Raw genomic sequence first — 14,762 nt, forward strand, 5'->3', positions numbered from 1 at the left:
CCCAAATGGAATTTACAAATAGCTTAATAGCGGTTACAAAGTCGCTAGCCCTTAAAATTGAGCGTAGGCCAAAAAAATATGAGTGTATCAAGTAGTACGATACTGACCGAAAGTGGTACTAATGAACTAGAGATTATCGAGTTTCACCTAGTGAAGCGGATGCCTGATGGTAGTAAAAAGACCTGTTACTACGGTATCAACGTTGCGAAAGTTCGTGAGGTAATTCAAGTACCAGAAACGACGGACTACCCGAATGCTCAACCCCATATGATCGGCGTTTTTTCATCACGTGACGTGTTGACACCGCTGGTTGATTTAGCGGGTTGGTTAGGTGTACCGACCAATAGTGAGCTTGAGCGTAAGTTTGTTATTGTTACTGACTTTAACAATATGACCAATGGCTTTTTGATCGATTCGATTAGTCGTATTCACCGAATTTCTTGGAATGATGTTGAATCACCGAGTCAGTTTTTAGAGGCTGGTGAACAAGATTGTGTGGTTGCTGTGGTTCGTAAAGATGGCAATCTGATCATGATTTTAGACTTTGAGAAGATCATCGCAGATATCAACCCAGAGCTAAGCATGGAAAAATACGATGTGACGCTTGATAGAAGTGTTGACCTGAACCAGCGCATGGTCACTAAGCGTAATGCTAAAACAGTTATGGTCGTCGATGACTCTGCGTTTATCCGCTCTATGATTCAAGACACATTGAGCTCTGCGGGCTACAACATTATTGCGTGTAAAGATGGTGGAGAAGCGCACGAGAAACTGATGAATCTTATCGAGGTAGCGAAGGAAGAGAATCTGCCGGTTAGCGAGCTTATTGATGGCGTCGTGACGGACGTTGAAATGCCACGTATGGATGGTATGCACTTGGTGAAGCGTTTACGTGATAGTGAGGCTTATGCCACTATGCCGATCGTGATGTTCTCTTCGTTAATGAGTGAAGATAATAGAGCAAAAGCCTTGGCTCTTGGGGCGAATGATACGATCACCAAACCAGAGATTGGCCGTATGGTCACCTTGATGGACAAGTATATCTTTAGTAATAACGCTTAGTTGTTATTTAGAGCTGGCATAAAAAAAGGATACGCATTGCGTATCCTTTTTTGTTTGAGTCGGTTGATTAACCTTCGCTGCGGTTACCGCGACCATGGCCTCGTTCGCCACGGAAGTTACCACGGTGATCGCCACCACGGTTACGGTCAAAGCGACGCTCGCCATCACGACGGCCGCCTTCACGGTTACCATCACGACCGCCTTCACGGTTACCACGGTAGCCACCTTCGCGGTTGCCGTCACGGTTACCACGGTTGCCTTCACGGTTACCACGGTAGCCACCTTCGCGGTTGCCGTCACGGTTACCACGGTAACCACCATCACGACGGCCGCCATCGCGGCGTGGTTCGCGGAAATCGTTGAAGTCACATACTACAGCGTCAACTTGCTTCTGACGAATACGTAGTTTTTGTAGCTTGCCAGCAGTCTCAGAAGACATTGCTTTTGGTAGCTGAACGTATGTTTCGCCTTGTGCTAGTTTGATTGCACCGATTGAACCTTTTGTTAGGCCAAGTTCGTTTGCAAGTGCGCCAACGATGTCTTTAACTTGAACGCCTTGCTCACGGCCAACTTGCAGTTGGTAAGTATCCCAATCTTGAGTATTGAAGCTGCGACCACCTTCACGACGACCGCCGTCACGGCCACCATCGCGATCACGACGTTCTTTACGACGTTGCTTGTCACGCTCAATTGCTTCAATCATTGGGTCTTCGCCAATGTAGAATAGTGGGCGCTTGCCTTGCTGACGCTTAAGCAGGATTGCTGCTAGTGTCGCTGGGTCTAGCTCTAGAGACTCTTGTAGTTTTTCAACTAGCTCAGAGAACTTCTCTAGTGCTTTGTGTTCTTTTTCAGTTTCTAGTTCAGCACCTAGCTTAGCTAGACGAGCTTCTGCTACTTTGTCACGGTGTGGAAGTTGGATTTCTTCCATTGATGACTTAGTTACACGCTCGATAGTGCGAAGCATACGCAGTTGGTTTGTACGAACTAGAAGGATCGCTTTACCTTTACGTCCAGCACGACCTGTACGACCGATACGGTGGATGTATGATTCAACATCGAATGGGATGTCGTAGTTGAATACGTGAGTAATACGTGGAACGTCAAGACCACGTGCTACAACGTCAGTTGCAACTAGGATATCGATAACACCTTGTTTGATGTGATCAACAGTACGCTCACGTAGAGACTGAGGAATGTCACCGTGTAGTGCAGATGCTTTGAAGCCACGTGCAGATAGCCAATCAGCTAGACGTTCAGTGTCTTGACGAGTACGTACGAAGACGATTGACGCGTCAGTTTCTTCTGTTTCTAGAAGACGAGACATTGCTTCGTCTTTCTCTACACCTTTAACAACCCAGAACTGCTGTTCTACTTTGTCTACTGTGTGGTTCTTACCTGCAACGTCGATCGTTTCTGGATCACGTAGGAAGCGCTCAACAATGTTTTTAAGCATTGGAGGCATAGTCGCAGAGAATAGTACACGTTGTGCAGAAGAAGGAGCGTGCTCCATGATCTCTGTTACATCGTCAACAAAGCCCATGTTTAGCATTTCATCAGCTTCGTCTAGAACGAATGTGTGTACTTCGTCTAGGTGTAGACGGTCACGGTTGATAAGGTCTTGAACACGGCCTGGAGTACCTACAACGATATGAGCACCGTTTTTAAGAGCACGCATTTGATCAACGATAGAAGCACCACCGTAGATCTCTAGCACTTTAAGGCCAGCGATGTTTTTACCTAGGTTCTTAACTTCTGCTGCTACCTGAATCGCTAGTTCGCGAGTTGGTGCAAGAACGATAGCTTGAGGCTTACGTTGGCCAAGATCGATTTTGTTAAGAAGAGGTAGAGAGAAAGCAGCCGTTTTACCAGTACCAGTTTGAGCTTTACCTAGTGCGTCTTTACCAGCCAATAGGTGCGGGATAGCAGCAGCCTGAATTGGAGTTGGTGAAACAAAACCCATACCATCAAGAGCTGAAAGGATAGAGTCGTTAAGCGCTAGATCGCTGAACTGAATTACAGAATCTGTCATTGGGATCCTACTGTATATAAGTCAATAAAAGGTCCCACGAGCTCTACCAATTCCAATACCAATCCAGATATTTGCTGAGATCCGTTCAGATGCGGATAAGTCGTAAATCGCATCAAGCCGCTAGGGACATAAAAATATCGTTGCGGCGCAATGTAGTGAACATCAATGTTGCAGCGTCGATATGAGGGGGCGGATTATTCCTTAAATGCATAAAAAAAGCTAGAAAAAATTGAAATTCATCACAATTTTTTCCTAGATTGAGACTGTTTTTTCACATAATCGTCATTCTTTTTCATTGGTAGTATGAATTTCGCACTGTGGAACCACTTGGCTAACTTATTGAATTGTTCATTATTCAACAGATAGTCACGGTCAGACGCTAGCTAGGGTAAGGGCTCAATGGTATAGTGTGCACAATTTTTCGGTGTGATACTTAATCGGTTAAAACAAGATAGATGTTTCAAGATAACCCTCTACTGGCTCAACTTAAGCAGCAAATTCAAGAAAACCTTCCTAAGAAAGAAGGCACGATCAAAGCGACTGAAAAAGGCTTTGGTTTTTTAGAAGTCGATAGTAAGACAAGTTACTTTATTCCGCCTCCGTATATGAAAAAATGCATGCATGGCGATAAAGTGAAAGCGATCATTCGTACAGAGAAAGAGCGCGAGCAAGCTGAACCAGAAGAACTATTGGAACAAGGTGTTAACCGTTTCATCGGTCGAGTGAAGCTGTTTAAAGGCAAGTTAAACGTTACGCCAGATCATCCACAACTTAAAAAGCTCTCTTTGAAAGCAAAGACGCGTAAAGGCATTAAGAGTGATGATCTAAAAGAAGGCGATTGGGTTGTTGCTCACCTTACGCAACACCCATTAAAGGGCGATAACGGCTTCTTTGTAGAGATTAGCGAAAAGATCACAGATACCGATGATAAGATCGCACCTTGGTGGGTAACACTGGCTCAAAATGATTTACCTAATAGCGAACCAGCGGGTATCGATAACTGGGAAATCAAAGATGATGCGGATCTAGAACGTGTTGATTTGACGCATGTTCCATTCGTAACCATTGATGGCGCATCAACCAAAGATATGGATGACGCACTTTACGCTAAGAAAACCGAATCTGGTGATTTTGAGCTGACGATTGCGATTGCCGATCCAACTGCGTACATCACACCAGATAGCGAAATGGATAAAGTTGCTCGTGAACGTGGCTTCACGATTTACCTACCAGGTCGTAACATCCCTATGTTGCCGCGTGACCTAGCGGATGAGTTGTGCTCACTAATGCAAGATGAAGTGCGTCCAGCGCTTTGCTGCACGGTAACAGTAGGTAAAGATGGCGTTATTGGTGATGACATCAAGTTCTTCGCGGCGAACATCAAGTCACACGCTCGCCTTGTTTATGACCACGTATCAGATTGGCTAGAAAATGGTGAATCTACGGAGTGGCAACCAAACGAAGAAATCGCGCAAATCGTTCGTGATCTTTACGACTTCTCTTTAGCGCGTGCGGATTGGCGTGAGCAGAATGCTGTGGTATTCCCGGACCGTCCAGACTACCGTTTTGAGCTGAGTGAAGATAACGATGTGATTGCGATTCATTCAGACATGCGTCGCAGTGCAAACCGCCTTGTCGAAGAGTCAATGATCACGGCAAACATCTGTGCTGGTCGTACGCTACAGTCAACGTTTAACTCAGGTGTTTTCAACACGCACCTTGGCTTTAAGCCAGAGAAAATTGCTGATGTACTGGGCTTCGTTAACCCAGAAGGTGAGTTGCCGTTCACTGCTGAATCTGTAGCCACACTGGAAGGCTTCGCCGAGCTACGTCGTTGGTTAGGTAAGCAAGAATCAAGCTACCTAGATAACCGTATTCGTAAGTTCCAAGCGTACAGCGAAATTGGTAACCAGCCTCTACCACATTACGCGATGGGTCTCGATATCTACGCAACGTGGACGTCCCCGATTCGTAAATATGGCGATATGATCAACCACCGTATGCTGAAAGCACACATCTTAGGTAAAGAGCCTGTTCAAACGGCTGATGAGACAGTGGGCGAAGAGCTAGCACTGCACCGTAAACACCACAAGATTGCTGAACGTAACGTTGGTGATTGGTTGTACGCTCGTACTCTTGCTGAAGAGCCAGCGAAAGAAACCAAGTTCAACGGTGAAATCTTTGATATTAACCGTGCTGGTATGCGTGTTCGCCTAATTGAAAATGGTGCAGCGGCGTTTATTCCGGGCTCTTTGATTCTTGCTAATAAAGAACGTCTAGAGTGCAGCGCAGACAATGGTACGGTTTCTATCGATAAAGAAGTAATTTACCGACTTGGTGACGTACTTGAAATCGTACTGACTGAAGTGAACCAAGAGAATCGCAATTTGGTGGCAAAACCAACGCAGATCTTTGAAGATGTAAAGACGGTTGAAGAAGTAGAAAAAGCGGCAGAGTAAGCGCCACTATCTATTCAGAATAGTGAAATAAAAAGGGCGCTCGGTGAGCGCCCTTTTTTCGACTTAATCTAACCAAAACATCGATTTAGGGTCTTTGTCTATTTCTCTCATAATGGCAGTGAGATCACTGCTTCGAGCAAGGTAAGGATAGGGCAGCCATGTGTCTAGCTCTGATTCATGAGGAAGGAACAACTGCCATTGATTGGAGTCGTGGCACCACAAGACCTTGGCTATAGGGTTCATATAGTTGCAGTGGCTTGAGTCTAGCAGAAAGTGCTGCTTGATAAAAATCACGCCATCGGTCAGTGGCTCATAGCTGGCCTTTCCGAGTTCAGCAGGCGTACTTTGATTACGCTGCTTACATATTAGTTCAGCTCTGCTCTCGACTTGACGCTGCAACAAACTCACTAATCCCATATTACCCTCATCCTTGCGCGGTTGGCAGAATACACTTGCTTTAAGCATAGTAGGAGTAAGTTATTTGATTGTCTGTATGGGTTTTCACAAAACTGTCATCTAATCGAAATACCATAACGCACATTATTTAATGCCTTTTTCGATTAGGAGAGAATTATGGTTCGCGTTGCACTAGCAACACTTTTGTCGACTTCATTGCTAGTGGCTCCCGCTTTAGCAAAGGAAGTGAATGTTTCAGGATCTACTTCGGTAGCCCGTGTAATGGATGTCTTGGCTGAACACTTTAATAGCACCCACTCTGATACGTATGTAGCGGTTCAAGGCATTGGTTCTACGGCAGGTATTACTCTAGTAAAAAAAGGTGTCGCTGACATTGGTATGAGCTCACGCTACCTCACAGACAGTGAGCAAGATGAGTCACTATCGGTTTCTCCTATTGCCTTTGACGGCCTAGCGGTTGTGGTTAACCAGTCAAATACCGTTAATAATGTCACTCGTGAGCAGTTGTTTGATATCTATAAAGGCAAGATCACCAACTGGAAGCAGTTAGGCGGAGCGGATCAAAAGATCGCAGTTGTGACACGCGAAGCGTCATCGGGTTCACGTTATAGCTTCGAGAGTTTGATGGGGTTAACTAAGATAGTGAACGGCCGATTAGTGTCGGACATCAACCCAGACAATTTAGTGGTAAACAGCAATAGCATGGTGAAAACCATTGTCAATCACAATAAACAAGCGATTGGTTTTATCTCAACGGGATCTGTTGATCACTCGATCAAAGCGATTCAGTTTGAAGGTGTTAGCCCTAGCAGCCAAACCATTGGTAGTGGCGAATATGAGCTATCTCGCCCGTTCCTAGTACTGTACTCCAAAGAGAAGATTGACCAAGACTCAAAAGAATTCTTAGGCTTTCTAAAGAGCAAACAGGCTAAAACTTTGATTGCAGAATATGGTTACACGCCACTCAGTGACAAGTAATGACCGAATACAGGCGGCAATTAGCCGCCTTTTTCATTCTTTGTCTTCCAGTAAAACTGCCGGGCCAGGTATCGAAATTGTAAATGTGGTTCCTTGTCCGATGATGCTATGGCACTCGATGGTACTGTTAGCACGGGAGAGCACATTTTTCACTATGGATAATCCAAGGCCAGTACCGCCATTGTCTTTGGCCGTGCTATAGAAATCCTCAAAAATCTTGCTTAATTTCTGCTCTTCAACTCCGATGCCATTGTCTTCCACGGTGATGACGACTTTATCCTCTTGATAGTCGTCCATGCTGACAACAATTGTTGGTTGAGAGACGTTGTGAAACGCGTGTTTTTGGGCGTTTAAAATCAGATTGGAGATGACGTGGTAGATGAGGCCAGTATCCGTTTTTACTTCAACATTTTGAATATTAACCATCTTGACTTCGACCCCTCGCAAATTGGGTTCTAACGCCAAGATGGTGTCTCGGATTTTATTGCCGATATTGACCTTCTCAATCAAAGAGTGAATGTTGTCGGTTGATAAACGTTTAAGCCTTTTAATGATATCGGCAGAGCGGTTGAGGTTACTCATTAAGATATGATTGATATTGGCTGATGATTCAAAAAAGTGGTCTAACTCACTGCGAGTAAGCTTGTTTTCTCTTACTCGACTTTCCAGTTGTTGAATCAGCTTAATTAGGTGGCTGGCGGTAGTAATGCTGTTTCCGATCGGGGTGTTGACCTCATGAGTAATCCCCGCAACTAATTGTCCGATAGATGCTTTCTTTTCCGCTTCCAGTAGTTGCTGTTTAGTGGAGTGCAGTAACTCTTCAATTGTGTTGGTCGAGTCGGGATTAGTCTGGGTAGGCATTTCTTATCTCAAGGCATTTGTCGAAGATAGATAAGAACGCATCGCAGATCTCTGGGTCAAAATGCTTGCCACGTTGTGAGCGAATATAGTCCCTTATCGTTTCGGATTTCCAAGGTTCCTTGTAACTGCGTTTGGACGCTAAGGCATCGAAGACATCTACGATCGCAGTAATTCGGCCCTCGATAGGAATTTTGTCCTCTTTGAGTTGGCGAGGGTAACCTGTACCGTCCCATTTTTCATGATGATTTCCCGCAATTAGCGCTGCGATCTGCAAAATCTCTAGGTTTGAGCCAGATAAAATCTCCTCGCCGATTTCGGCATGGGTTTGCATGATCGCCCACTCTTCAGAATTCAGTTTACCTGGCTTGTGTAAGATACTATCGGGAATGGCAATTTTACCAATATCATGTAACGGGGAGGCGAGCTTGATTTTGTTGGCATATTCGTCTGACAATCCGATATGCTTCGCCAGTACTTCTGAGAGAATAGCGAGGCGCTTAACATGGCTCCCAGATTCCTTAGAGCGAGTTTCCACCACTTCACCCAATCGATAAGCGATCTCTTTCTGAGTTTCGACAATGTCTCGCAGAAGGAATGTTTTGTCGTATGCTGCAATTGCACTGTTGATGAAAATGTCGATCAGCTCTCTCTGTTTTTCAATGACCTCTGCGGGTGACTCAATAAAGATCAGTCCTTGGCAGTGGTTGACGGAGACGGGAAGTACGTAGGTGTTATGATCAAACTCTCTGATTTGTGGGCTACCGAAGTCATACTGCTGCGTACCCAAATCACAGTATTGGGAGAGCTTATTACCGAGTGGGCGCATAGAGGTGTTTGAGGTCGCGACTATGGTCCACTCACCATCGAGAGGGGCGGCGCCAAAATGAACCGCATGGACTTCATCGAGCCTCAGCAAAGCGACCACTTGCACTAAGATTCCTTGCAGCCACTCTGCACTCGAGTCCTCGGTCAAAATATTCGAGGTCGAGTTAATGATGCATTTGAGCCCCGCGCGCGTTTGCTCAATGGTTCGAATGTCATTGTAGGCGCGTATCGCCGAGAGCGTCGATGTGGTTAGGCGGGTAGAGTTGAGCTCAGTTTTATTTTTATAGTCGTTAATATCGTAGTTAAAAATGATCTCTTCTTCAGGAGCATCACCTGGTTGCCCTGTCCTTAAGATGATTCGACAGTTATGATCATCGTATTCGTCTCTAATCCATCTCACCAGTTCTAAGCCCGCTTGACGTGTTTCCATCACCACATCTAACAAAATCACCGCAAACGGAGTCTCTGCTTGTTCGATAAGTTGGCGTGCTTGTTTCCCCGAATAGGCGTGAGTGAACTTAAGGTCGCGTCCAAGGAACTGAAAGCTATTTAGGACAATACAGGTGATATCGTGGACATCTTGCTCATCATCCACGATTAACACTTCCCAGTGTCGGTCGGGACTTACTTCCTCGTCGGATGGTTCGTCGGCAAAACAAAAGCTATCATTCATATCCATTCAATACACTTGGTCTGATAAAGCGAAAGTGTCAGCTACTACTGTGCAATGTACTTACTAAGTTTTAGGTTACAACTTAGCCAATTTCAACAGTAGGTCTTGCAGATACTGCAAGTATTGCCCCTATAAATGAGCACCGTGTTGGTTGGGATAGTCTAAACTCAAATCAACAGTATCGGTGGGATAGCGCAATGTACCTGCAGAGAATAAAAGCACTCTTATATGCTTTTTTGATCTTGTGGTGGCCGGCCAGTGTTGTTCAAGCAGAAGAGAATAATGCGCTTAATCAAACGGTACCGGTCATTTCCATCAGTGGAGCAATTGGCCCTGCTGTGGGCGACTACGTCATCAAGCAAATCCAATTAGCCAATCAGCAGCCAAATGTGCCTGCTTTGCTCATGACCATTGATACTCCTGGCGGGCTCGTCAGTAGTTTACGCGATATAAACCAGACCATACTTGCTTCAAATATTCCTATTCTATGCCTTGTTCATCCGCAAGGAGCAAGAGCCGCCAGTGCTGGTACTTTTATTCTCTATGCTTGCCATATTGCTGCCATGGCTCCCGCAACAACCCTCGGCGCAGCCACACCGGTCAGCATTGGCGGTGGTGGAGCACCTAATCAGCCACAAGAAAAGCCAGAGACACCAACTGCAATGGAAAAGAAAGTGCTCAATGATTCTATTGCCTACATACGCTCTCTCGCACAGTTAAGAGGGCGTAATGCGGAATGGGCAGAGTCTGCGGTACGTGACGCGGCGACCTTGTCTGCCAGTGAAGCGAAAGAGAAAAATGTCATCAATTTGATTGCTGAGTCGCCCGAACAACTGTTGTTATTGTTGGATGGTCTCACCATCGAAGTTGCTGACTCTCAAACCACGCTAGCGCTCTCTTCGGCCAAGCTAGAACATCGAGCGCCCGACTGGCGCAATCAATTTATGTCGACCATCACCAATCCTAATATCGCCTATTTATTACTGATCATTGGTTTTTATGGCTTGTTGCTTGAGTTTTATAGCCCAGGTTTTGGCGTTGCCGGGGTCGTGGGGGCGATTTGCTTGCTGGTCGCTACTTATGCTTTTCAAATGTTGCCAGTGAACTATGTCGGTGTTGGCTTGATTGTATTAGGACTCGGTTTACTGGTGGCGGAATCCTTAGTGCCGAGCTTTGGCATTTTGGGCTTTGGTGGCGTGGTGGCTTTCGTGTTGGGCTCAATATTCTTGTTCGATAGTGATATCCCTGAACTGCGAATCTCGATGAGCCTTATCTACTCCATTGCGTTTACTTCAGCCGCGTTCGTGATGTTTGTATTGCGCAGGGTGTTGCAACTGAGAAAGAGCCAAGTTGTCAGTGGTATTGAAGATCTTATCGGCAGTGACGCTGTGGTTGAGAGGGCATTTGAACAGCAGGGTTATGTGCGAGTCAATGGTGAGCGTTGGGCAGCGCAAGGTGATGAACATTACTCGGCAGGTGAAGTAGTAATGATCGAAGATATTGAAGGATTGACGCTGAAAATTAAAAAACAGTAAGGAGGTTAAGATGTTGGAACAATTGCTCGTAAGTGGGATGTTAACACCAGTCATCTTAGTGGGCTTGGTGCTGTTAATTGCGTTTAGCTTGTTTCACGTTTTACGTGAGTATGAACGCGGGGTAATTTTCTTCTTGGGCCGTTTTCAAATGGTTAAAGGCCCGGGGTTAATTGTCGTTATCCCGATGATTCAACAAATCGTTAAAGTCGATATGCGAACCGTGGTGATGGATGTCCCAAGCCAAGATGTGATCAGCCGTGACAACGTCTCGGTGCGCGTTAATGCGGTGATCTATTTTCGAGTGGTTGATGCGCAAAAGGCGATCATCAATGTCGAAGACTATTTAGCGGCCACTTCTCAACTTGCTCAAACTACGCTGCGTTCAGTATTGGGCCAGCATGAGTTAGATGAAATGCTGGCTAATCGTGAAATGCTCAATACAGATATTCAAACCATATTGGATGCACGCTCTGACGGGTGGGGGATCAAGGTATCGGACGTGGAGATTAAGCACGTCGACCTTAATGAAAGCATGATTCGGGCGATAGCCAAACAAGCGGAAGCTGAACGGGCGAGAAGGGCGAAAGTTATTCATGCCTCGGGCGAAATGGAAGCATCAGAGAAGCTTGTTGAGGCCGCGAGCAAGATGGCGACTCAGCCTAACGCTATGCTATTGCGTTATCTACAAACCTTGACTGAGATTGCTGGAGAGAAAAGTTCGACCATTGCCTTTCCATTACCTATGGAGCTAATGGAGGGGCTGTTTAAGCAAAGAAGTCGTGAAAGCCATAAAGGCGATGATAATTAGTGCTTATGAATACAAGTCGTTGGCGGCCTCGTTTGGTTTATGCGTAGGGTGTTGATTGATATGAGTTAAACAATTTTTACCACTTTCCTTGGCATGATAGAGGGCTATATCAGCATTTTTAAACAAACTTGTTTTATCACATGAGCAAGGGGAAGTCGTGGCGATACCGATACTCAATGAAATCTCTTGCTCTTTGACGAATTTGAGTTCGTTATAATTACTGAGTAGCCTTTTCGCATAGCTTATCGCATCGTTTTCACTTAGATCAGGACAAACTAAGATAAACTCATCTCCTCCCCAGCGTCCTATATAATCGTACGAACGTGTGCTTTCTTGTAGAAAGCGCGCAGTGTCACGTAATGTTATGTCGCCAATATCGTGACCTAGGTTGTCGTTTACCGATTTGAAGTTATCGATATCGACCAAAAGAAGCGATAGAGGTTGGCTAGAGCGTTGGCAGCGGTCAATCTCTTTTTGCAGTAGCTCATCTAACATCCAACGATTGAGCAAATTGGTTAGATGGTCTTTTTCTGCCTTATGTTTTAAAGCGTTGTGGTAGGTCATGTCTCTTAAAACACAGACAGTGCGCTTTTCTTCTCCTACTTGACCTGTTGCTAAAGTGATTTCTAAATCAATTTCCTTATTTGATTTGGTGAGTGCTTTTACCCTCTGGGGTTTGTAGCTGGCTGCATCACCTTTTAGTTTCGAGAACACTTCATCTCTATAGCGTTGGCAGTACATGCGAAATTCAGGAGTAACAAGTTGTTCAAGCGCAATCTCTGACAGTTCGGCTTGGGTATATTCGAGCAGTGCGCAGGCTTTATTGTTGGCTTGCAATATAGTGCCCTGCTCGGATATGTAGAGAATGCCATCGGGAGAAATATCTAAGATGGCTGACAATTGATTGGACAGCTTGTGGACTTTGCGAATGGCTTGCAGCATAAAGTAGCTGACGGCGACGATGATGGGGGCGACGATAAGGTTGAACAGTAAGGTCAGGTTACTTAGTGTAGTTAGCTCTGTTTTTGTTTGTTGATATATATTCTCAAACTTGGGCAGCAAGTAGCTCTGTAATGAACGTAATGCTGTGTCGGCTAATTCATCGTCCACTTGTACTTGTATATCTAAGTCTTGAATCGTCATATAGTCAGGCAGATACTTCGCCAAATGCAGGTTATTGTGATACTCCTCTAGAGTGATACGTAAATGCTCTATTTCATGAATTAGATCGTTCTTGTCGGTCATCGACTCAAACTCATATATCTTCTTCAAGGCTTTTTCATAGCTGTGATTGGCCTGAATGTAGTAGGTTTCATCCCCGCGAATAATGTAATTTTTGAAGTGATGAATAAACCCACATAACCAATCGTCCGTTCAATGTCGGCAAGCTTTTGTGTCATCTCGAAACTGATCGGAGCCTCATCAAGCACAACAGTTTCAAGGCGATGTATCGAGTTCGCCTGAACGATTAAGTAGGCAACAAATAAGATATTTAGGATGACGGATATACCAATCACCCATGGGTAATCTTTATTAATACTAAGCGATTTCCTTTTCACTGCTCTCTCATCTTGTTATGAAAGTACTTTAATAATAGTTATTGAAAGAAAATCTGTTTTCTAAATTCTGTTTATTGTGAGCTGAATAAGGCCAGTTATTGATTGAGAGCAAACTTTGAGTAGGAATGGCAAGCGCCCGGTAGGGGTGACAAGTCACTTCGATGAGAAATAAAAAAAGCCCCGTTGAAAGGGGCTTTGTCATGAGATATCAGGTTACTCGCTGTCGAGACCCGCTTCTTTAAACAGCCTACGACATGCTTTGCCGTCACTGTGGAAGAGGTGACAACGGTGAGCCGGGATGCCAACAGATAGCTTGTCGCCTGCTTCAACGGCGAGCGTATCAGGCTGGCGGTAAATCATGTCTGCGTCAGCGGCATCAATGTGCATGTAAACTTGAGTTTCGTTACCTAGCTTCTCAACGATGTTCACTTCACCTTCAATGGTAGCATCGCCTTCGTTTGCTGGCAGTAGATGCTCAGGGCGAACACCAAGAGACATACGTTCTCCAGCCGTTACGGTTGTACCGTCAACTGGAATCCAGAAAGTCGTGCCATTAGCTAGCTGAACCATTACGCGTTCTTTTTCGACCGCTTCAATGAAGACGCTCATAAAGTTCATCTTTGGCGAACCAATAAAGCCAGCCACAAAGCGGTTTTGTGGGTAGTGGTAAAGCTCAAGCGGCTTGCCTACTTGTGAAACGAAACCAGCATCTAGAACCACAATCTTATCGGCCATGGTCATCGCTTCGACCTGATCGTGGGTTACGTAGATCATGGTGCAGCCAAGTTTACGTTGCAGCTTAGTGATCTCAGAGCGCATCTGTACACGAAGCGCGGCATCTAGGTTAGATAGCGGCTCATCAAGTAGGAATACATTCGGTTGAGAAACTAGGGTACGACCGATAGCAACACGTTGACGCTGACCACCAGACAAGGCTTTAGGCTGGCGCTCTAAAAGGTGGCTTAATTGAAGAATTTCAGCGGCATGTTCGACGCGTTGATCGACCTCTTTCTTGTCGGCTTTTGCCAGCTTAAGGCCAAACGACATGTTGTCGTATAGGTTTAGGTGTGGGTATAGCGCGTACGATTGGAATACCATGCCAACCCCGCGTTTAGAAGGCTCTACATCGTTCATGCGCTCATTACCGATGTAAAGTTCGCCCGAAGTAATATCTTCTAAACCTGCAATACAGCGCAACAGCGTAGACTTGCCACAACCTGATGGACCGACAAAGACAACAAACTCACCTTCCTGGATATCTAAATCTACATTTTTAGAAATTAGTACGTCGCCATATGCTTTACATACATTTTTTAACGTGACACTCGCCATCTAGCTCGCCCTCGATCGATGTTATTTTACTGCCCTTCATTATATGAATTGTATTGGCGGCAATAATAGTAGGAATTTGATAAGAGATTGGATTCTACCAAACAGTAAGAAAATATGGGTGAAGAACTGTTTCAACACCCATCAAGCCAAATTCAGGTTTGCTTCCCCCGTGTCCATTGAGCTTCTCCCCCGAAAGAATCAGTCACCTAATTACCTACGTCGCT

At 45.2% G+C, this 14,762-nt stretch carries 12 protein-coding genes; 5 read left to right on the forward strand and 7 right to left on the reverse strand.

The features are described 5' to 3' along the window. Window positions 1–78 precede the first annotated feature (78 nt). Window positions 79–1,062 carry a chemotaxis protein gene (locus ACHUFZ_RS03440; protein ID WP_134835936.1) on the forward strand — a complete coding sequence of 328 codons (984 nt, stop codon included), beginning with the start codon at window positions 79–81 and terminating at the stop codon, window positions 1,060–1,062. A 67-nt stretch (window positions 1,063–1,129) separates the two neighbouring features. Here the strand turns inward: ACHUFZ_RS03440 and ACHUFZ_RS03445 are convergent, their stop codons facing one another. Continuing rightward, window positions 1,130–3,091, reverse strand: coding sequence for a DEAD/DEAH box helicase (locus ACHUFZ_RS03445; protein WP_394125895.1), 1,962 nt, complete (start codon window positions 3,089–3,091; stop codon window positions 1,130–1,132). Between the two features lie 455 nt (window positions 3,092–3,546). Here ACHUFZ_RS03445 and rnb point away from each other — a divergent pair, with 455 nt between their 5' ends. Continuing rightward, window positions 3,547–5,550, forward strand: a complete 2,004-nt coding sequence (rnb, locus tag ACHUFZ_RS03450; RefSeq protein WP_394125896.1) for an exoribonuclease II — start codon at window positions 3,547–3,549, stop codon at window positions 5,548–5,550. Between the two features lie 63 nt (window positions 5,551–5,613). Here rnb and ACHUFZ_RS03455 read toward each other — a convergent pair whose 3' ends face one another. After that, the gene (locus ACHUFZ_RS03455) at window positions 5,614–5,967 is read right to left on the reverse strand and encodes a DUF3024 domain-containing protein (RefSeq protein WP_394125897.1); all 354 of its coding nucleotides are present in this window, start codon (window positions 5,965–5,967) and stop codon (window positions 5,614–5,616) included. A 156-nt stretch (window positions 5,968–6,123) separates the two neighbouring features. On the opposite strand from ACHUFZ_RS03455, the gene ACHUFZ_RS03460 reads away from it, so the two are divergent. Beyond that, window positions 6,124–6,945, forward strand: coding sequence for a phosphate ABC transporter substrate-binding protein (locus ACHUFZ_RS03460; protein ID WP_394125898.1), 822 nt, complete (start codon window positions 6,124–6,126; stop codon window positions 6,943–6,945). A gap of 33 nt (window positions 6,946–6,978) precedes the next feature. Here the strand turns inward: ACHUFZ_RS03460 and ACHUFZ_RS03465 are convergent, their stop codons facing one another. Together ACHUFZ_RS03465 and ACHUFZ_RS03470 are read right to left on the reverse strand one after the other, a co-directional pair. Next, the gene (locus ACHUFZ_RS03465; protein WP_394125899.1) at window positions 6,979–7,806 is read right to left on the reverse strand and encodes a sensor histidine kinase; all 828 of its coding nucleotides are present in this window, start codon (window positions 7,804–7,806) and stop codon (window positions 6,979–6,981) included. Then, window positions 7,790–9,310, reverse strand: coding sequence for an HD domain-containing phosphohydrolase (locus tag ACHUFZ_RS03470; RefSeq protein ID WP_394125900.1), 1,521 nt, complete (start codon window positions 9,308–9,310; stop codon window positions 7,790–7,792). Before ACHUFZ_RS03470 ends, ACHUFZ_RS03465 begins: the two co-directional genes overlap by 17 nt. A gap of 191 nt (window positions 9,311–9,501) precedes the next feature. Here ACHUFZ_RS03470 and ACHUFZ_RS03475 point away from each other — a divergent pair, with 191 nt between their 5' ends. Together ACHUFZ_RS03475 and ACHUFZ_RS03480 are read left to right on the forward strand one after the other, a co-directional pair. Next, entirely contained in the window at window positions 9,502–10,839 is a 1,338-nt protein-coding gene (locus tag ACHUFZ_RS03475) for an NfeD family protein (protein WP_394125901.1), read from the forward strand. 10 nt (window positions 10,840–10,849) lie between these two features. Further along, the gene (locus ACHUFZ_RS03480; protein ID WP_394125902.1) at window positions 10,850–11,647 is read left to right on the forward strand and encodes a slipin family protein; all 798 of its coding nucleotides are present in this window, start codon (window positions 10,850–10,852) and stop codon (window positions 11,645–11,647) included. 3 nt (window positions 11,648–11,650) lie between these two features. Here ACHUFZ_RS03480 and ACHUFZ_RS03485 read toward each other — a convergent pair whose 3' ends face one another. The 3 genes from ACHUFZ_RS03485 to malK all read right to left on the reverse strand — a co-directional run bounded on the left by ACHUFZ_RS03485 (window position 11,651) and on the right by malK (window position 14,538). Then, the gene (locus tag ACHUFZ_RS03485) at window positions 11,651–12,892 is read right to left on the reverse strand and encodes a diguanylate cyclase (RefSeq protein ID WP_394125903.1); all 1,242 of its coding nucleotides are present in this window, start codon (window positions 12,890–12,892) and stop codon (window positions 11,651–11,653) included. 23 nt (window positions 12,893–12,915) lie between these two features. Continuing rightward, window positions 12,916–13,206 carry a hypothetical protein gene (locus ACHUFZ_RS03490; protein WP_394125904.1) on the reverse strand — a complete coding sequence of 97 codons (291 nt, stop codon included), beginning with the start codon at window positions 13,204–13,206 and terminating at the stop codon, window positions 12,916–12,918. Between the two features lie 213 nt (window positions 13,207–13,419). Then, window positions 13,420–14,538, reverse strand: a complete 1,119-nt coding sequence (gene malK / locus ACHUFZ_RS03495; RefSeq protein WP_134835924.1) for a maltose/maltodextrin ABC transporter ATP-binding protein MalK — start codon at window positions 14,536–14,538, stop codon at window positions 13,420–13,422. Window positions 14,539–14,762: the final 224 nt, after the last annotated feature.

Source organism: Vibrio hepatarius, from assembly GCF_043642085.1.
Lineage (GTDB): Bacteria > Pseudomonadota > Gammaproteobacteria > Enterobacterales > Vibrionaceae > Vibrio > Vibrio hepatarius_C.